19 protein-coding genes are annotated in these 17,810 nt (G+C 69.2%); 7 read left to right on the top strand and 12 right to left on the bottom strand.

Annotated elements, in window-relative coordinates:
- Positions 1-199: 199 nt before the first annotated feature.
- Positions 200-631, bottom strand: coding sequence for a MarR family winged helix-turn-helix transcriptional regulator (locus tag ACWEH3_RS26820; RefSeq protein ID WP_450025933.1), 432 nt, complete (start codon positions 629-631; stop codon positions 200-202).
- A gap of 49 nt (positions 632-680) precedes the next feature.
- Here ACWEH3_RS26820 and ACWEH3_RS26815 point away from each other — a divergent pair, with 49 nt between their 5' ends.
- A complete protein-coding gene (locus ACWEH3_RS26815; protein ID WP_450025935.1) occupies positions 681-1,757 on the top strand; it encodes a substrate-binding domain-containing protein in 1,077 nt (358 codons plus the stop codon).
- An 18-nt stretch (positions 1,758-1,775) separates the two neighbouring features.
- On the opposite strand, the gene purQ is transcribed toward ACWEH3_RS26815, so the two are convergent.
- On the bottom strand, positions 1,776-2,453 hold the full coding sequence (purQ, locus tag ACWEH3_RS26810) for a phosphoribosylformylglycinamidine synthase subunit PurQ (RefSeq protein ID WP_450025937.1): 678 nt from the start codon (positions 2,451-2,453) through the stop codon (positions 1,776-1,778).
- Complete coding sequence (gene purS / locus ACWEH3_RS26805) at positions 2,450-2,686, bottom strand: phosphoribosylformylglycinamidine synthase subunit PurS (RefSeq protein ID WP_450025939.1); 237 nt, start codon at positions 2,684-2,686, stop codon at positions 2,450-2,452. The genes purQ and purS overlap by 4 nt, the downstream gene beginning before the upstream one ends.
- 131 nt (positions 2,687-2,817) lie before the next feature.
- On the opposite strand from purS, the gene ACWEH3_RS26800 reads away from it, so the two are divergent.
- Complete coding sequence (locus tag ACWEH3_RS26800; protein ID WP_450025941.1) at positions 2,818-3,462, top strand: MBL fold metallo-hydrolase; 645 nt, start codon at positions 2,818-2,820, stop codon at positions 3,460-3,462.
- Positions 3,463-3,464: 2 nt separating this feature from the next.
- Here the strand turns inward: ACWEH3_RS26800 and ACWEH3_RS26795 are convergent, their stop codons facing one another.
- Positions 3,465-4,820, bottom strand: a complete 1,356-nt coding sequence (locus tag ACWEH3_RS26795; RefSeq protein WP_450025943.1) for a M20/M25/M40 family metallo-hydrolase — start codon at positions 4,818-4,820, stop codon at positions 3,465-3,467.
- Positions 4,821-5,013: 193 nt separating this feature from the next.
- On the opposite strand from ACWEH3_RS26795, the gene ACWEH3_RS26790 reads away from it, so the two are divergent.
- Positions 5,014-6,405, top strand: a complete 1,392-nt coding sequence (locus ACWEH3_RS26790) for a glutamate decarboxylase (RefSeq protein WP_450025945.1) — start codon at positions 5,014-5,016, stop codon at positions 6,403-6,405.
- Positions 6,406-6,526: 121 nt separating this feature from the next.
- On the opposite strand, the gene ACWEH3_RS26785 is transcribed toward ACWEH3_RS26790, so the two are convergent.
- Together ACWEH3_RS26785 and ACWEH3_RS26780 are read right to left on the bottom strand one after the other, a co-directional pair.
- Complete coding sequence (locus tag ACWEH3_RS26785) at positions 6,527-7,228, bottom strand: DUF2334 domain-containing protein (RefSeq protein WP_452358402.1); 702 nt, start codon at positions 7,226-7,228, stop codon at positions 6,527-6,529.
- Positions 7,229-7,372: 144 nt separating this feature from the next.
- The gene (locus ACWEH3_RS26780; protein WP_450026234.1) at positions 7,373-9,541 is read right to left on the bottom strand and encodes a S9 family peptidase; all 2,169 of its coding nucleotides are present in this window, start codon (positions 9,539-9,541) and stop codon (positions 7,373-7,375) included.
- 116 nt (positions 9,542-9,657) lie between these two features.
- Between ACWEH3_RS26780 and ACWEH3_RS26775 the strand changes: the two genes are divergently transcribed.
- The gene (locus tag ACWEH3_RS26775; RefSeq protein WP_450026236.1) at positions 9,658-9,837 is read left to right on the top strand and encodes a hypothetical protein; all 180 of its coding nucleotides are present in this window, start codon (positions 9,658-9,660) and stop codon (positions 9,835-9,837) included.
- A 64-nt stretch (positions 9,838-9,901) separates the two neighbouring features.
- Here the strand turns inward: ACWEH3_RS26775 and ACWEH3_RS26770 are convergent, their stop codons facing one another.
- The 4 genes from ACWEH3_RS26770 to ACWEH3_RS26755 all read right to left on the bottom strand — a co-directional run bounded on the left by ACWEH3_RS26770 (position 9,902) and on the right by ACWEH3_RS26755 (position 13,801).
- A complete protein-coding gene (locus tag ACWEH3_RS26770) occupies positions 9,902-10,324 on the bottom strand; it encodes an HIT family protein (protein ID WP_450026238.1) in 423 nt (140 codons plus the stop codon).
- Positions 10,325-10,424: 100 nt separating this feature from the next.
- Positions 10,425-11,846, bottom strand: a complete 1,422-nt coding sequence (purB, locus tag ACWEH3_RS26765) for an adenylosuccinate lyase (protein ID WP_450026240.1) — start codon at positions 11,844-11,846, stop codon at positions 10,425-10,427.
- Between the two features lie 6 nt (positions 11,847-11,852).
- Positions 11,853-12,551, bottom strand: a complete 699-nt coding sequence (locus tag ACWEH3_RS26760; RefSeq protein ID WP_355076926.1) for a TetR/AcrR family transcriptional regulator — start codon at positions 12,549-12,551, stop codon at positions 11,853-11,855.
- A 128-nt stretch (positions 12,552-12,679) separates the two neighbouring features.
- Positions 12,680-13,801 (bottom strand): pyridoxal phosphate-dependent aminotransferase, encoded by a 1,122-nt coding sequence (locus ACWEH3_RS26755; RefSeq protein ID WP_450026250.1) that lies wholly within the window; start codon positions 13,799-13,801, stop codon positions 12,680-12,682.
- A 98-nt stretch (positions 13,802-13,899) separates the two neighbouring features.
- On the opposite strand from ACWEH3_RS26755, the gene ACWEH3_RS26750 reads away from it, so the two are divergent.
- Entirely contained in the window at positions 13,900-14,877 is a 978-nt protein-coding gene (locus tag ACWEH3_RS26750) for a M23 family metallopeptidase (protein WP_450026242.1), read from the top strand.
- A gap of 42 nt (positions 14,878-14,919) precedes the next feature.
- On the opposite strand, the gene purD is transcribed toward ACWEH3_RS26750, so the two are convergent.
- Positions 14,920-16,191 carry a phosphoribosylamine--glycine ligase gene (gene purD / locus ACWEH3_RS26745; protein WP_450026244.1) on the bottom strand — a complete coding sequence of 424 codons (1,272 nt, stop codon included), beginning with the start codon at positions 16,189-16,191 and terminating at the stop codon, positions 14,920-14,922.
- A 181-nt stretch (positions 16,192-16,372) separates the two neighbouring features.
- Here purD and ACWEH3_RS26740 point away from each other — a divergent pair, with 181 nt between their 5' ends.
- Both ACWEH3_RS26740 and ACWEH3_RS26735 read left to right on the top strand, forming a co-directional pair.
- A complete protein-coding gene (locus ACWEH3_RS26740; RefSeq protein ID WP_067795076.1) occupies positions 16,373-16,750 on the top strand; it encodes a PH domain-containing protein in 378 nt (125 codons plus the stop codon).
- A 50-nt stretch (positions 16,751-16,800) separates the two neighbouring features.
- Positions 16,801-17,226 carry an HIT family protein gene (locus ACWEH3_RS26735; protein WP_450026246.1) on the top strand — a complete coding sequence of 142 codons (426 nt, stop codon included), beginning with the start codon at positions 16,801-16,803 and terminating at the stop codon, positions 17,224-17,226.
- Positions 17,227-17,418: 192 nt separating this feature from the next.
- Here ACWEH3_RS26735 and ACWEH3_RS26730 read toward each other — a convergent pair.
- A partial coding sequence (locus tag ACWEH3_RS26730; RefSeq protein ID WP_452358401.1) for an LGFP repeat-containing protein occupies positions 17,419-17,810 on the bottom strand: 392 nt, incomplete at its 5' end.

The raw sequence follows: 17,810 nt of genomic DNA, 5'->3' as shown, positions 1-17,810 counted from the left end.
CCGGCGTGTCCCGGTCGCTGGGCACGCGTGGCGAATACCGGTCGAAACGGTGCGGGCTATGCCGTTATAGCCGCACCGAGATCAGCTCGAGGCGCCCGTCGATTCATCCCACAACATAAGGGCAAGAATGGTCCGGCGACCGATCACGAATCGGACGTACGCGGCATTCATCGGACGAATGTCCGGTACGCCGGAGTATTTACTCCGAGGCGAGGGAAACCAGGTCGAGCAATCGCATGAGTTCGGTATATCGGCGTGCGCCGATTCGCCCGCGCAACTCCTGCTCGGCGCGCGCCTCCTCCGCGCGCACCTCGCCGACCAAGTCGGCGCCGAGCCTGCTCAGGCCGATCAGGATCCGGCGCCGATCGTCCTGCGCGGCGAGCCGGAAGATCAGGCCGCGCTCGGCCAGATAGTCGGCATGCCTGGTGGCAGAGGATGGCGCGAGCTGCGATTTGGCCGCCAGCTCGGTCATCGTGATACCCGCGTCGGCACACAGATTCGACAGCATCGACCACTGATCCGGCGAGAGCTGCCTGGCGCACAGCGCCGCGTCCAAATGCCGTACCCAACCGCGCTCCGCGGCACGCAGCGCGCCATGCAGCGTCGAATTTCCGCTTACAATGGACGTCATTATTTCCCGCCTGCCGTGAATTCCGTTCGAACGAGAAGAAGAGTACCGAATGTCGACGCCGATCGAGAGCCCCGACGGCACGATCGAGGTCCTGAACATAGTGCCACGGCAGGGACCTGGCGGTATCGTCGCGCCGTCCTGCGATGCGGCGATATCGCTCGCGGTCGACGAAATCAACCGGGGCGCGGGAATTCTAGGGCGGGAAATTCGTACTACGAATATCGACGGGGGACGGTCGCCGCACGAGGTGGCCGCCGAGGTCTCCGCCCTGCTGGCCACCGGCATGGTGCACGCCATCACCGGCTGGCATACCTCCGCGGTGCGGCGGGCCGTGGCGCGAGCCGGTGCGGGCCGGGTGCCGTACCTGTACCCCACCAGCCACGAGGGACTGACCGACGAGCTACCCGGCGTGCTGATGCTCGGCGAGCACCCGGCCGGACAGACCGTGGCCGCCGTGCACTGGCTCCAACGCGAGTACGGCGTGCGGCGCTGGGCCGTCATCGGCAACGACTACATCTGGCCGCGCCGGTCCGCCAAGGCGATTCGGGACAGCCTGTCCGATCCGGCCGCGATCGTGCTGGAAAGGTATGTCCCACTGGGATACGCGGATTTCGCGGACTTCCTCGCCCACCCGGCGCTGGACTCGGCGGACGCCGTGGTGATCCTGATGGTCGGCGCCGATGTCGTCCGCTTCAACCGGCAGTACGCGGCCAGTGGCCGCGCAGCGACGCAGCTGCGGGTGAGTCCGGCCGCCGACGAGAACGTGCTGTTGGCGGCGGGAGCGGAGGCGAACCACGAATTCTTCGTGGCTTCCAGCTTCTTCCTCGACGACCGTATATCCGACGGACGCGACCGGATGGCCCGCTATCGCGCGCGGCACGGCGCGTTCGCTCCCGCGCTGACCAGCTTCAGCAACGCCACCTACGAAGCCATCCACACGCTGGGCGCGCTCGCGCGGACGGTCGGATCACTGGAGGTGCCGGAGATCCTCGACGCGCTCGACCACGGCCTGCACCTCGAAACCCCTTCCGGAATAAGGGGCTTTCGAGGCAATCAGGCGATTCAGCACGGCTACATCGCCCGCGCGAACGGCGTCGACTTGCAGATCGTCGACCGGATCAGCTGACCCGACGCCGCGGGACGATCACACTCCGACCAGCGTGTCCAGCACCGAGAGGAACAGGCCGAGCCCGTCGTCGCTGGGGCCGGTCAGCGGCTCGGTGGCGTGTTCGGGATGCGGCATCAGGCCGACGACGCGACCGTTGGCCGAGGCGATACCCGCGATACCACGCTGCGAGCCGTTGGGGTTGCCGCTCGCGTAGCGGAAGACCACGCGGCCCTCGCCTTCGAGCTGGTCCAGCACGGCCTCCGACGCCTGGTAGCGCCCCTCGCCGGATTTGAGCGGGACGAGGATCTGCGCGCCCGTCTCGAAGCGGGAGGTCCACGCGGTCGACACCGACTCCACGGTGAGCCACTCGTCGCGGCAGATGAAGTGCAGCCCCTCGTTGCGGGTCAGCGCGCCGGGCAGCAGGCCGGCCTCGCACAGCACCTGGAAGCCGTTGCAGATGCCGAGCACCGGCAGCCCGGAGCCCGCAGCCCGCACGACCTCGCCCATCACCGGGGCGAAACGGGCGATAGCGCCCGCCCGCAGGTAGTCGCCGTAGGAGAAGCCGCCGGGCACGATCACCGCGTCGACGCCCTTCAGGTCGGCGTCGGCATGCCACAGGTCGACCGCCTCGGCGCCGGCCAGACGCACCGCCCTTGCCGCGTCGATGTCGTCGAGCGTGCCGGGGAACGTGATGACCCCGATGCGCGCGGTCATGAGACGCGAACCACCTTCCACTCCTCGATCACCGTGTTGCACAACAGCGATTCGGCGATCTGCTCGAGCGCCGCGTCGTCGACGCTGTCGTCGACGTCGAGTTCGAATCGCTTGCCCTGCCGCACGTCCGAGATGCCCTCGAATCCCAGACGCGGGAGTGCGCCGGCGATGGCCTGCCCCTGCGGATCCAGGATCTCGGCCTTCGGCATCACCTCGACCACGACTCGTGCCACGCGTTGCTCCTCATGTGGTTGGGGGGTTACCTCAGCAGCGTAGTTGTGCTGGTCGCGTGCGTCATCCGCGGGGTCGGCCGAGACCGTGGCGCTGTCGTGGAGAACACACCAGGCGTGGTTAGCATGGCGGCATGCGCATAGCCCACTTCGGTCATTCCTGCCTCCTCGTCGAGCTGCGCGGCAAGAAGATCCTGTTCGATCCGGGCACCTTCTCGCACGGCTTCGAGGGCCTCACCGGCCTGGACGCGATCGCGGTCACCCATCAGCATCCCGACCACATCGACCCGAACCGGATCGAGGCGCTGGTCGACGCGAACCCCGGCGCACGGTTGCTGTCGGACCCGCAGACCGCCGAACAGCGCGGCGAACGGTGGGAGGCGGTGCACGCGGGCAACGTGCTGACCCTCGGCGATCTCCGGATCACCGGCGGCGGGGGCAGGCACGCGGTCATCCATCCGGAGATCCCCGTGATCGACAACACCGTCTTCCAGCTGGGCACCGCCGACGACCCGGCCCAGCTCGTCCACCCCGGCGACTCGCTGTGGGTGCCGCCGGTCCCGGTCGGCGTGCTCGCCGCTCCGGCCGCCGCCCCCTGGATGCGGATCAGCGAAGCCGTCGATTACCTCCGCGCGGTCGCTCCGCGTGTCGCGCTGCCCATCCACTACGGCATCATCCGGGAGGAGGCGCAGGGCATCTATTTCGGCAGGCTGTCGGAGATGGCCTCGGCCGGAACCGAATTCCGGGTGCTCGAGGCGGAGAAGGACACCGATCTGTAGCGCTACCCGGCGTAGGTGGCGAGGAATATCGCCTCGGCCAGCGCCATGTGTTCGATCTCCTTCGGATCCACGCTCTCGTTGGGCGCGTGGATCAAGGATTTCGGCTCCTCGACACCCATCAGCATGATCTCCGCGTCCGGGTAGGTGGTGGCGAAGACGTTGCACAGCGGAATCGAGCCGCCCTGCCCCTGGGTGGTCGCCGGGCGGCCGTAGGACGCGGCCAGCGCCGCTTCCATCGCGGCGCGCGCGGGTCCGCCGGTCGAGGAACGGAACGGCGCTGCGGTGCCTTCCAGCTCGACGGTCAGCCTGGCGCGCCACGGCGTGTTGGCCTCGAGATGCGCGAGCAGCGCCTGGTACGCGTCTTCCGGGTCGGCGCCAGGCGGAATACGCAGGTTGAGGCGGGCCCGCGCGGTCGCGGGGATCGCGGCGGCCGATCCGACCACCGGCGGCGCGTCGATGCCGAGCACGGTCAGCGCCGGTCGCGCCCAGAGCATGTCGGCGACGGTGCCGTCACCGATGAGTTCGACGTCGCGCAGGACGCGCGCGTCGGCGTGGAACTGCTCGCTCGGATACTGGACGCCCGGCCAGACCTGATCGTTCGGCAACCCGTCGATGGTGGTGTTGCCCCGCTCGTCGCGCAGCGAGGCCAGCAAGCGGATCAGCGCGGCCAGCGCGTCCGGGGCGGGGCCGCCGAACGTGCCGGAATGCAAAGGGCTGGCGAGCGTTTCGACCGTGACCACCACGTTCACGCCGCCGCGCAAAGTCTGGGTCAGGGTCGGCACACCGGCGGCGAAGTTGCCGCAGTCGCCGACCACGATCGCGTCCGCGCGCAGCAGTTCCGGATTGGCCTCGACGAAGCGCTCCAGTCCTCCGGTGCTCTGCTCCTCGGAACCTTCGGCGACGACGGTCACCCCCAGCGGCAGATCCGGGCCGAGCGCGCGCAACGCCGTCAGGTGCATGACGATGTTGCCCTTGCAGTCGGCGCTGCCGCGTCCGTACCAGCGCCCATCGCGCTCGGTCAGTTCCCACGGCGGGGTGCGCCACGCCGCCTCGTCCATCGGCGGCTGAACGTCGTAGTGACAGTAGAGCAACACCGTGGGCGCGCCGTCGGGGGCGGGCCGGGACGCGACGACCGCCTTGGTGCCGTCCGGCGTTTCGTGTAAGCCCACCGTGGTCAGTCCGGCGGCGACGAACGCGTCGGCCACCCACTGCGCCGCCATGTCGCACTCCTCGATCGGATACTGCCGTGGATCGGCCACCGATTGAAACGAAACAAGCTGCGCCAAATCGGTTTTCGCCCGGTCCATCAATCCGGCCACGGCACCGCGCAATTCCGCCACCCGCACATCCTCCGCCATTCCCCCACCCTATCCCCCGTTCCTCGGGCGGAGTTCGCACCGCCGGCCGGGTGTTCGGACGGTCCGCGCGCGGAAGCGGGAAGTGCGCCCGATGGTGGAAAGGGTGTGCCAAGCTGAGCTTCGAGGGCGTTGGCTAACTGTCGGCATCCTCGGCAGGCACACCCGCACACCGTCGAATCGGGAGGCCGTTCTCATGTCCGAAGCAGCCGATGACCTGTTCGCCCTTCCGGGGCTCAGCCGGTCCGCGCCGCGGTCCGGATTCCCCGCGCACGAAATGTTTCCTCAGGTCGCCTACGAGATCGTGCACGACGAACTGATGCTCGACGGCGTCTCCAGGATGAACCTGGCCACGTTCTGCACCACCTGGGTGGACGACCAGGCGCGCAGGCTGATGTCCGAATGCCTGGACAAGAACATCGTCGACAAGGACGAGTATCCGCAGACCGCCGAGCTGGAGCGCCGAGCCGTCCGGATGGTCGCCGATCTGTGGCACGCGCCGGATCCGGCCGTCACGCACGGCACCTCGACCACCGGATCCAGCGAGGCGGCCATGCTCGGCGGCTTGGCGGCGAAATTCCGCTGGCGCAAGCGCGGCGGCGCCGGGACGCCCAACTTCGTCTGTGGACCGGTCCAGGTGTGCTGGGAGAAATTCGCGCGCTATTTCGATGTCGAGATCCGCCAGATCCCATTACGCGGCGAGCGGCTCACCATGCACCCCGACGACCTCGCCCAGTACTGCGACGCGAACACCATGATGGTCGTGCCCACCTTCGGGCAGACCTATACCGGCCTGTTCGAGGATGTGGCCGGGATCAGCGCGGCGCTCGACGCCTTGCAGCGGGAGAAGGGCCTGGACATCCCTATTCATGTCGACGCGGCCAGTGGCGGCTTCCTCGCCCCGTTCGCCGCACCGGATCTGGCTTGGGATTTCCGGTTGCCCAGGGTGAAGTCGATCAACGCTTCCGGCCACAAGACCGGGTTGGCCCCACTCGGCGTGGGCTGGGCGATCTGGCGCGAAGCCGGCGACCTGCCGGAGGAGTTGATCTTCGACGTCGACTACCTCGGCGGCAGCATGGCCACCTTCAACCTGAACTTCTCCCGGCCCGGCGGGCAGGCGATCACGCAGTACTACCAGTTCATCCGGCTGGGGCGCACCGGCTACGCGCGAGTGCAGTCCGCGATCTACCGCGCGGCGCAGCACTTGGCCGCCGGAGTGCGCGCGCTCGGGGTCTTCGAACTGATCCACGACGGCGACCCGCAGCGCGGCATCACGGCGGTGTGCTGGCGCCTGACCGGCGATCCAGGCTTCAACCTCTACGACCTGTCCGACCGGCTGCGCTCCCGAGGCTGGCTGATCGCCGCCTATCCGCTGCCCGCCGACCGGAACGACGAGACGGTGATGCGGGCGGTGCTGCGCCACGGCTTCACCATCGACATGGCCGACCTGCTGCTCGCGGACCTCGACCGCTGCATGCGGCAGCTACGGCAGCGGCCGTTCTCGACCTCGCTCACGCGCGCCGAGGCGGGCGGCTTCACACACAACGCGGCGCCCGCCGTGGCGAAGCCGTCGATCGCCGCGTCCTGAGCAATGACAGCGCCGCCGCCCGGCTACGCCATTCGCGGGCGGCGGCGCCGATCGGTCGCGCGAAGGCGGTCCCGACCGGCCGCGGGCGATGGAGCCGACCCACCGTCACCCGCGGCGTCAGTCATGCGGCCCGAGCCGCCGCAAAGGGCTCCCACCGGTAGGTGGCGCCCGCCGCCCCGTGGAACAGCGCGAGGTCGACGGCGTCGAGCACGGCTTGGCGCGGGCCGGACCGCCCCAGCTGGGCGGCGGACACGGCCAGCCGCAGCACCCCGCCGCGACGGGCGGTGCGCGCGGCGCCCATGACCAGGGCGCGGCACCACCACGGTTCCGCGCGGAAACCCTCGCCGATGCCGTACACCCTGGCCTTCTGCGCCGTGTTGCGCTCCAGGTCGACGATCGACGTGAGGCCGAGCGCCAGCCGGAAACCGGCTCCCGGCAGCGCCTCCAGCGCCCCCGTCGAGGCATCCCAGCGAGGAGCGGCGAACAGCCGGGTGCGCAGGTCGGCCTGCTCCAGCACCCGGTCCGCGGCGGTCAGCCGCAGCCGCGCCTCGTGTCCGGGCAGCGTGGCGAACTCGGCGCGCCGCCGCTTGGTGGCCGCCTGGTCATAGCCGTGCAGCACGATCGCGTCGCCGCGAGCCCGCCTGCCGCGCAGCCAGGCCTGCGTCGCGGGATCCTCCAGCAGCCGGTATTTGCCCTTCAGCCGCGGCGCGACCAGCAGCGAGAGCGGCACGCCGCGCCGATCCATCTCTTCGGCGAATTCGATCGCCGAGTCCCGGGTGGTGTCCCTGATCCCGGAAATCGACACGATCAACTCAGCGTTCATGACCCCACGGTGCCAGCCGCACGTGTCCGTGATGTGCAGCCTGTATGACCACGTGGCGAACACTCCGCCACGCCTGTGCCGAGCGGCCGCCCCGCGGTCGGCGCGCCGATGCCACCCGATGGCAGGCGTCGGCGCGCCGGTGCGCTACGCGCCGGCGAGACCGAGCGTGTCCAGAATCCAAGCGTGCTCGAAGGCCACTTCCCGCCATTTCTCGTAGCGCCCGCTGACCCCGCCGTGGCCCGCGCTCATCTCCGTCTTCAGCAACAGCGGCGCAGCACCGGTCGCGGTGGCGCGCAGCTTGGCGATCCACTTCGCGGGCTCGACGTAGAGCACGCGGGTGTCGTTCAGGCTGGTGATGGCCAGGATCGCCGGATAGTCCTTGGCCTCGACGTTCTCGTACGGCGAGTAGGACTTCATGTACGCGTAGACGTCCTCGTCGGCCAGCGGGTTGCCCCATTCGTCCCACTCGATCACGGTGAGCGGGAGCGACGGATCGAGGATGGAGGTGAGCGGATCGACGAACGGGACGTTCGCCAGGATGCCCGTGAAAAGTTCGGGAGCCAGGTTCGCCACCGCGCCGACCAGCAGGCCGCCCGCACTGCCGCCGTCGGCGATCAACCGGTCCGGGGCCGTAACCCCGGTGTCGACGAGATGCCGTGCGGCGGAGACGAAGTCGGTGAAGGTGTTCTTCTTGGTGAGCGTCTTGCCGTGCTCGTACCAGAGCCTGCCCATCTCGCCGCCGCCGCGCACGTGCGCGACCGCGAAGACCATGCCGCGATCCAGCAGCGACAATCGGGCAACCGAGAAGGACGGGTCGATGCTCGCCTCGTAGGAGCCGTAGCCGTACAGCAGCAGCGGCTTCGGCCCGTCGGCCGTCGTCTTCTTCCGCACGAGCGAGATCGGAATCCGGGTGCCGTCCTCGGCCACGGCCCAATCCCGGTGCTGCTCGTACTCGTTCGCGTCGTAGCCGCCGAGCACGGGCTGTTCCTTGCGCAACAGCAGCTCACCGGTGACCGGGACGTAGTCGAACACCTGCATCGGCGTGATGAACGAGGTCACACCGATGCGCAGGGTCGGCTGCGCCCACTCCGGGTTGGAGCCGACGCCGACCGCGAAGAGTTCCAGATCGAAGTCGAGTTCGCGGCGCTCGCCGTAACCGGAGTCGGTCAGCGGCCACACCGCGATGCGGGTGAGCGCCTCGCGCCGGTAGCTGAGCACCAGGTGGTCGCGGAACGCGTCGATGTCCTCGAGCCGCACGTCCTCGCGATGGCCGATCAGCTGGGTGAGGTTCGACGGGTCGTCCACCGGCGCCTCGGCGAGCACGAAGTTCTCCGCCTTGACGCCGTCGACCACATCGTTGTGCAGGATCAGGAAGCGGTGCTCGCCGCCGATCACCGCGTGCTCGGCGGAGTACTCGACGCCCTCGCGGCGCGGCAGCAGCACACGGAACTCGCCCTCGGGATCGTCGGACTCGAGGACCCAGCCCTCGCTGGTGATCTTGGAGCCGACCCAGATCATCAGGTATTTCTCCGAGCGGCTCGCGCCGATGCTCACCCAATAGCGCTCGTCGGGTTCGTGGAACACCTTGACGTCGGGATCGGTGGCGCCGAGCCGGTGCCGCCACACCGTATCGGGCCGCCACGACTCGTCGACGGTCTGGTAGAAGACGTGGCTACCGTCCAGCGACCAGGTCGCGCCCGGAGCGGTGCCCGCGATCTCGTCGCCGAGCAGTTCGCCGGTGCGCAGGTCCTTGAAGCGCAGCACGTACCGCTCGTCACCGACGTTGTCCACCGAGTAGGCGAGCAGCGTGCCGTCATGGCTGATCGAGAACGCGCCGAGCGAGAAGAAATCGTGTCCTTCGGCCAGTTCGTTGCTGTCGAGCAGCACCTCTTCACCCGGGACCTCGGTCTCGGCGTTCAACTGCGGCGGAGTCCACGCGTCGATGCCTTCGGCGCCCGCCGCGACCGGGCACCGGCAGTGCACGCCGTACTGCTTGCCCTCGAAGCTGCGCGAGTAGTACCAGTAGTCGCCCAGCCGGGTGGGCACCGACAGATCGGTCTCCTGCGTGCGCGCTTTGATCTCGTCGAAGATCGTCTCGCGCAGCGTGCTCAGGTGCTCGGTCTGCGCCTCGGTATAAGCGTTCTCCGCCTCCAGGTAGGCGATGACGTCGGGGTTGTCCTTGTCCCGCAGCCACTCGTACTCGTCGACGAACACGTCGCCGTGGTGCACCCGCTCGGTGGGCACCGTCTTGGCGACCGGCGGCGCCACCGCGCCGCTACCGGGTTCGGAGATCGTTCCGCTGTCGAGAGCCATGGCGTCCACCCTACTGTTCGGACGCCTCGCCGCCCGCCGCCTGGATGATGCCGTCGAGCACGTCACCCGTCCGGCGCAGATCGCGCATCGCCTGATCGATCCTGCCGCGCTCCTCGGTGAGCTTTTCCACCAGGAACGGCGTCGCCCTGGCGTTGGGCGTGCCGTCGACGTCGTGGATGCACGGCAGCAGTTCGCCGATCGTGTCGCCGATTCGCGAGGAGTTCCTTTACGGCCGCACCGCCGAGGGCTACAGCGCCTACCCGAATCGGACCGCGGCCGAATTGGTCCGCGACTGAGCAGCCAACGGCTGGGAAACCACCGGGCGAGCCGCTCGACCTCGCCGGACGCGGCGCGGCGAATTCAGTCCTTCAGCGCGCCCCGGATGGAGGCCGCCAGATAGTCCAAATCCTCCCGCCGCGGGCTGGTCGGGCGGCCGCGCAAACCGAACCCGTCGCCCGGTGTGCGAGGGATCACGTGCAAGTGGACGTGGAATACCTCTTGCCCGGCGGTAACTCCATCCGCCAGAAAGAAATTCACCCCGTCGCACCCCACCTCACTGGCCCGCAACGCCGCCGCAAGCCGCTGCCCCACCTGGAACAACTTCCCCCCGACGACCGGATCGAGCTCCGCCAGACTGCGCGCCGCCACCTTCGGCACCACCAGCAGATGCCCCGGCGTCATCGGCAGAATGTCCATGAACGCCAGAACATCGTCATCCTCGTAGACCTTGCTCGACGGCGCTCGCCCGGCAACGATATCGGCGAAAATCGTGTAGGGATTCACGACTCGCAGCCTATGCGGCGGTCTGTGTCTTCGTGCTACGCAATCCGTTCCGGTTCCCGCCCGCGCCACGAAGGATTTCCCCGCGAAAGGCGCGGTTGCGCTAGAGGATCGGGGACGGCGAGTAGCGGGCCGCGTCGGGGTACCGGTCGACGAGTTTTTGCACCTGGCCGATCACGTCGGCGACCTGGCCTTCGGCGGCGCCGACGAAGACGGACTTGTCGGACAGCGCCGCGTCGAGGGCGGGGCGGTCGAGCGGGAGGCGCGGGTCGGCGGCGAGGCGGTCAAGGAGGTCGGGTTCGCGGCCCTGCTCGCGCATGGCCAAGGCAACCGCGACGGCGTGCTCCTTGATCACTTCGTGCGCGGTCTCGCGGCCGACACCGGCCCGGACGGCTGCCATGAGGATGCGGGTGGTGGCGAGGAACGGCAGGTACCGGTCCAGTTCGCGGGCGATCACCGCCGGGTAGGCGCCGAACTCGGCCAGCACGGTGAGGAAGGTCTCCATCATCCCGTCGATGGCGAAGAACGCGTCCGGCAGCGCGACGCGGCGGACCACCGAGCAGAAGACGTCGCCCTCGTTCCACTGCGCACCGGCCAGCTCGGCCGCCATCGAGGCGTAACCGCGCAGCACCACTTGCAGACCGTTGACCCGTTCGCAGGAGCGGGTGTTCATCTTGTGCGGCATCGCCGAGCTGCCCACCTGCCCGGGCTGGAAACCCTCGGTGACCAGCTCGTGCCCGGCCATGAGCCGGATGGTGTGCGCGAACGAGGACGGGCCAGCGCCCACTTGCACCAGCGTGGACAGCACATCGTGATCCAGCGAGCGCGGGTAGACCTGGCCGACGCTGGTGAGCACGGACGCGAAACCCAGGTGCCGGGCGACCTGCTGCTCCAGCCGGGCGAGCTCGGCCGGGTCGCCGCCGAGCAGGTCGAGCATGTCCTGCGCGGTGCCCATCGGGCCCTTGATCCCGCGCAGCGGGTAGCGGTCGATCAGCTCGCGCAGCCTGGTGAGCGCGATCAGCAATTCGTCGGCCGCGGAGGCGAACCGCTTGCCGAGGGTGGTGGCCTGCGCCGCGACGTTGTGCGAGCGGCCCGCCATCACCAACGCCTGGTATTCCGCGGCGCGCTCGGCCAGTCGCGCGGCGATCGCGACGCCGTGCGCGTGCACGTGTTCGAGCGAGAGCCGGATCTGCAGCTGCTCCACGTTCTCGGTGAGGTCGCGGCTGGTCATGCCCTTGTGCACGTGCTCGTGCCCGGCCAGCGCGTTGAACTCCTCGATGCGCGCCTTCACGTCGTGCCGGGTGACCCGCTCGCGTTCGGCGATGGAGGACAGATCCACCTCGTCGAGCACCCGCTCGTAGTCGGCGATCACCCCGTCGGGCACGTCGACGCCCAGCTCCGCCTGTGCCCGCAGCACCTCCAGCCACAACCGCCGCTCGAGTACGACTTTGTGCTCCGGCGACCACAGATGCACCAGCCCGGGACTGGCGTAGCGGGTGGCGAGGACATTGGGGACGATGCTCACGTCCGGTCAGTCTAGTGCTCGGTAACGATCCACTTGCTGGGGCGTGGCACGCACGGGGCTGTCCGCGGCCGCGTAGGCCGCCGCCTCCGGGGGCGCCGACCGTGCCGGGGGCGCGACGATGTCGATCACTTCCAGCAGCGCGCCGCGAGCCATCCGCCGGGGTTCCGGGTCCATCTCGGTGAGCGCGGCGACCACGGCTCCGTCCACCACCGCGACGAGTCGGCGCAACTGTTCCGGCCGCACCATCCGATCGGATCGGCGCAGCACGTCGGCCAGCAGCTCGTCCAGCTGGGCCCGCAGCCGTAGCTGGACTTCGCGTAGCTCCGGGTGCCGCGCCGACGCGACCGATCGCTCGTAGCGGGCGATGAGCTGTCCGCGCGCGCCCTCGTCGGCCCCGTCGCTGCCCACCAGCAGGTCGAGCACCAGGTCGACGGTGGCCTCCGCGCCACGGCGGCGGTGGCTCACCTCGCCGACTCGCCTGCGCATCGCGTCCAACTCGGCGTTGCCGCTGAACTCGACCGCTCGCGCGATGAGGTCGTCCAGCGATTCGAAGTAGTAGGTGGTCGACGCCAGAGGCAGATCAGCGCGCGTCGCAACCGAACGATGCCGCACCGCCTCGAATCCGCCTTCGAGCAACAGCTCGGCAGCGGCGGCTATCAAAGCCTGGCGACGCCGTTCGCCTTTCGGGGTCGTCGCGGTGATCACCGTGCCATCGTGCCAGTCGTCATCAGTTCTTCCAGGGGAAATCAGCGAGGAAAAGCAACCATCGTTGTTTTACCGCATCCGCGCGGCCAGGGTGCCGAACTGCGAAAAGTTCTTGCCGGGCAGAGCTTTCAAACGCATAGATAGTGCCCTAGACGCAGCAGCGCCGCCTCGATGTCGGCGGTGGCTCCGGCAAACGAGAAACGTACCGTTCGGTGTCCGTTGACGGTATCGAAATCCACGCCCGGTGCGAGCGCGACGCCGGTGTGGTTCAGCACGTCGGCGCACCAGGCGCGGGAGTCGTCGGTGAGGTGGCCGATGTCGGCGTAGGCGTAGAAGGCGCCGTCGGCCGGGGCGAGGTCGGTGATGCCCAGTTTCGGCAGTCCGTCCAGCAGCAACCTGCGGTTCACCGCGTACCGGCGGACGTGCCCGTCGAGTTCCGCCTTGGCCTCCGCGCCGAACGCGTGCAACGCGGCGTACTGCGAGATAGCGGGCGGGCACACCGTCAGGTTCGAGGCCAGGCGCTGCAACGCGGGGCGCAGCCCGCTCGGCACCAGCATCCAGCCCAGCCGCCAGCCTGTCATGGAGAAGTACTTGGAGACCGAGCCGATCACCACCGCTTCCCGTGAGGTCTCCCAGGCCGACGAGGTCGCGCTGTCGGCCCCCGTGTCGTAGGTGATGCCGTGATAGATCTCGTCGGAGATCAGCAGTGTGCCGTGCTCGTCGCACCAGCGGGCCAGCGCCGCGAGCTCCGCCGGGGCGATCATGGTGCCGGTGGGGTTGGCGGGGCTGGCCACCACCAGACCGGCGGGCGGCTCCGGAAGCGCTTCGAGCATGGCGACGGTGGGCTGGAACCTGGTCTGCGCGCCGCAGTCCAGCTCCAGCACGCGGCAGCCGAGCGCGGCGAGCGTGTTGCGGTAGGCCGGATAGCCCGGACGCGCGACCACGACGGTGTCGCCGGGGTCGAACGCGGCGAGGAAGATCAGCGAGAAGGCGCCGGACGAGCCGGTCGTCACGACGACGTCGTCCGGATCGACCTGATAACCGTAGGTCTCCCGATGATGTTCGGCGATCGCTTCCCGAATCGCCAGGATGCCGAAAGTCTCGGTATAACCCAGCAATTCGGACTGAATGGCCAGTTGGGTCGCGCGCAGGACCGGCGCGGGCGCGGGCGTCGACGGCTGCCCCGCCGCGAGCACGAGCACATCACCGTGCGTCCGGGCGCGTTCCGCGGCGGCTTTCCACACATCCATCACGTAGAAAGGTGGAATGGTCGACCGGCGAGATTGTCTGGACACTCGACAGACGGTAGAGCACGCTTCACCGCGCAGTCGCGGTTATGGTCTACCCGATGCTCGATAAGTCTCGACGAGACGGACTCGACCGAGTGCGCGGAGTAGCCGGCATAGGCGTCATTCCGCGCGACTGGCGTGCGCGCCTACCGCGACGTTCCCGACCTCGACTTTTCCGGAAACTCGATCCGCGCGTGCTATGGGCGCGCCGCCGCCACCTGCGGGCCTGGTGGCGGCGCAGGCCCGAGCCCCGTGACCTGTGGCGCCGCAAACCCACCGGCGAGGAGTTGCTCGGGCTGGCGCGCAAGCACAAGGTGCTGCTCGGCGGGCTCGCGGCGACCGCGGTGTTCGCCGCGAGCGACATGTCGTTCGCCGGGACGGTCACCGATCGCACGCCCGCGCCGGACCGCGCCCAGCTCGTCGCCGTCGCGTATCCACCACAGATGCAGAACACTCCGCCCTCGGTGACCAGGTTGCTGAACGCCATCGCCAACGGTGAGCGGCTGCGCGAACAGGCGGTGGTCGCGGCCGCCGCACGCGCGACGCTCGAACGCGCGAAGGCCGAGGCCGCCGCCGCCGTCGCCGGTGAGCAGCAGCCGTGGATGACCGGAACCGCGCCGGTGCAGCCCGGGGCGATGCTGCCGGGCGGCCGGGGCTTCGTTCTACCCGCCCACGGCGTCTTCACCTCCGGCTTCGGATCGCGCTGGGGCACGTTCCACAACGGCATCGACATCGCGGGCCCGATCGGCACCCCGATCTACGCGGTCGCCGACGGCACCGTCATCGACGCGGGACCGGCGCAGGGCTTCGGCCTGTGGGTGCGAATCCGCCACGATGACGGCAGCATCACCGTCTACGGGCACATGTACGACTTCTTCGTCTCGGTCGGCGAGCGGGTGCCCGCGGGGATGCAGATCGCCCGCATGGGCAACCGAGGCGACTCGACGGGGCCGCACCTGCACTTCGAGGTGATCGTCGGCGGACAGCACGTGGACCCGCAGCAGTGGCTGGCGGTGCGCGGACTCACGTTCGGCTGAACCGCGACGCACCCGGTGGCTCGAGCGCGCCGATCCGCGGGCTCAGACCTCGATGCGGTTCTCGACGGCGGCCAAGCCGATATCCGTGCGGTAGTGGCTGCCCGGCAGTTTGATCGCGGCGATGCGGTCGTAGGCGCGGGCGCGGGCCTCGGAAAGGTCGGCGCCGACGCCGACCACGTTCAGCACCCGCCCGCCCGCGGAGAGCAGGGCGCCGTCTTCGCGCTGCGTGGTGCCCGCGTGCAGCACCGTCGCGTTCTCGTCGGAGGCGCCCTCGCCCGCGCCGGAGATCGCGTCGCCGAGACGCGGACGCCCCGGGTAGTTCTCCGCGGCGAGCACCACGGTGATCGCGGAGCCGTCGCGCCAGCGCGGCGGGGCGACCTGCGCCAGCGTGCCGGTGGCGGTGGCGTGCAGCAGCTCGCCGAGCGGGCTGTCCAGCAACGCGAGCACCGCCTGCGTCTCGGGATCACCGAAGCGGCAATTGAATTCGACCACGGCGGGCCCGGCCGCGCCGATCGCCAGCCCCGCGTAGAGCAGGCCGGAGAAGCCGCTGCCGCGCCGCACCAACTCGGCGGCAACGGGTTTCACCACGTCGTCGACGATCGCGGTGACGGTCTGCGCGGGCAGCCAGGGCAGCGGCGTGTACGCGCCCATGCCGCCGGTATTGGGGCCGGTGTCGCCGTCACCGACGCGCTTGTGGTCCTGCGCGGGCAGTAGCGGAACCACCGTCTCGCCGTCGACCAGGCAGAACAGCGAAACTTCCGGTCCGTCCAAGAACGATTCCAGCAGCACGGGGTGGCCTTGTTCGAGCAGTTCGGCCCCGTGCTCGCGCGCGGCGGAGCGGTCGGCGGTCACCACCACGCCCTTGCCCGCCGCGAGTCCGTCGTCCTTCACCACCCAGGTGGGACCGAAACGGTCGAGCGCGTCGTCCAGCTCGGCCGGGTTGTCCACCACCTCGCTGTGCGCGGTGCGCACGCCCGCGGCGGCCATCACATCCTTGGCGAACGCCTTGGAGCCTTCGATCCGGGCGGCCGCGGCCGACGGACCGAAGCACGGGATGCCCGCCACCCGCAGCGCGTCGGCGACGCCGAGCACCAGCGGGACCTCGGGGCCGATCACCACCAGGTCGGCGTCCACCTCGGTGGCCAGCGCGACCACGTCCTCGGCGGCGCACGGGTCGACCGGGCGGACCTGCGCGTGCTGGGCGATCCCGGCGTTGCCGGGGGCGGCGAAGAGCGCGGTCACCGCGGGGTCCCGGCGCAGCGCCAGGACGAGGGCATGTTCACGGGCTCCGGAACCGATGACGAGTACACGCACGGCAGACAGCCTAAACGAGCCGTTCGGCGTCTTCGCCGCTGCCGGTGCGCGCGGAGGGGATGATGAAAGGGGACAACAGATGTGGGGCGTGACACGGCCCACACCGACCACTGTCATCCTTTCCGGCACGAGCGGGGGCCTGACCACTCGTGCCGCCGGAGCATCCGAAGGAAGTGCTGAGATGGGTCTGATCGACGGACTGATGGGCAACGCCGGCCGGATCGATCCGGGACAGGCGCAACAGGAGTACGCCAAGCTCCTCGGCAACGGCGAACAGGTCTATGCCGCGTACCTGCTGGTCCGTGACGCGATGCTGTTCACGAACCGCCGCCTGATCCTCATCGACAAGCAGGGCGTCACCGGCCGCAAGGTGAGCTACCACAGCGTTCCCTATCGCGCGATCACCCACTTCTCGGTGGAGACCGCGGGCACCTTCGATCTGGACGCGGAGCTGGCCATCTGGATCTCGGGCAGCGACGAGCCGCTGCTGAAGCGGTTCAACCGGCAGGTGGACATCTACGAGGTGCAGGGCATCCTGTCGCATTTCGTCGCGGTGTAGCGCGGGGCGGTCCGGCGCCTGGGCACACGGGCCGGTCTACGCTGCGGGACATGGCTTCTGTCTTCAGCGCGATCATCGCCGGTCAGCTCCCGGGCCGTTTCGTCTGGGAGGACGACGAGTTCGTCGGTTTCCTCACCATCGCCCCGGTCACTCCCGGTCACACCCTCGTGATGCCCCGCAAGGAGATCGACCACTGGCAGGACATCGACACCGACACCCTCGCCCGGCTGACCGCTGTCGCACAGAAGATCGGCCAGGCCGTGCGCGCGGCCTGGGACGCGCCGCGCGCCGGTCTGCTGATCGCCGGTCTCGAAGTGCCACATTTGCACGTCCACGTGTTCCCGGCCTTCTCGATGGGTGACTTCGACATCTCCGGCGCCGACCCGAACCCGAGTCCGGAGTCCCTGGACGAGGCCCAGGCCAAGATCAAGCAGGCGCTGCGCGACCTCGGCCACGGCGACAACGTCCCAGGCTAGCCCGCCCCTCCGGGTATTCAGGCCGTACTGGTCGGGTGGTGCGTGATTTGCGTTCAGGTCCTGCGTTGCGTGCCACGTAGTTTTGGACGTACCCCGTGAGTTACCCATGTTCGTACGAGATCAGTTGTCGCTTCAGTTTTGGTAGGGCCGACCGCTCGTCGCGGTCGACCCTTACCTTTCTGTATCCATCGGTCAGCTCGCGACGTCCTGCAAGGGTGTGTCGACTCCGCCGACCGCGACGGTGGCCAGGGTCTGGCGCGGGGTCCAGTAGATCCGGCCGTGTTCGAAGTCCTGGTAGGTACCCGTGTCCCAGGGGATCTCGTCGGTCGTCGGCCAGCCCAGCGGGCCGGTCTGGTAGCCCGAGCGGTTCCAGCGGTCGCGGATCGCGCCGTGCACCCAGCACACACTGTCGCTCGATCGGCGCCGGTAGAGCGCTCCGCCTTGGAAGCCTTGCACCTCACCCGTCGTCTGACCGTCCGCCCCGTGCACGACGGTGCGGTCGGTGATCGGATAGCCGAGCGGGCCTGCCTCCCAACCCAATGCTTCGAACTTTCCCCACAGCGTCTCCGGGATGGCGTGCGCGC

The organism is Nocardia sp. NPDC004718 (assembly GCF_053601535.1).
Note: the sequence above shows the minus strand (reverse complement) of the source record. Positions and strands in the feature narration are given on the sequence as shown.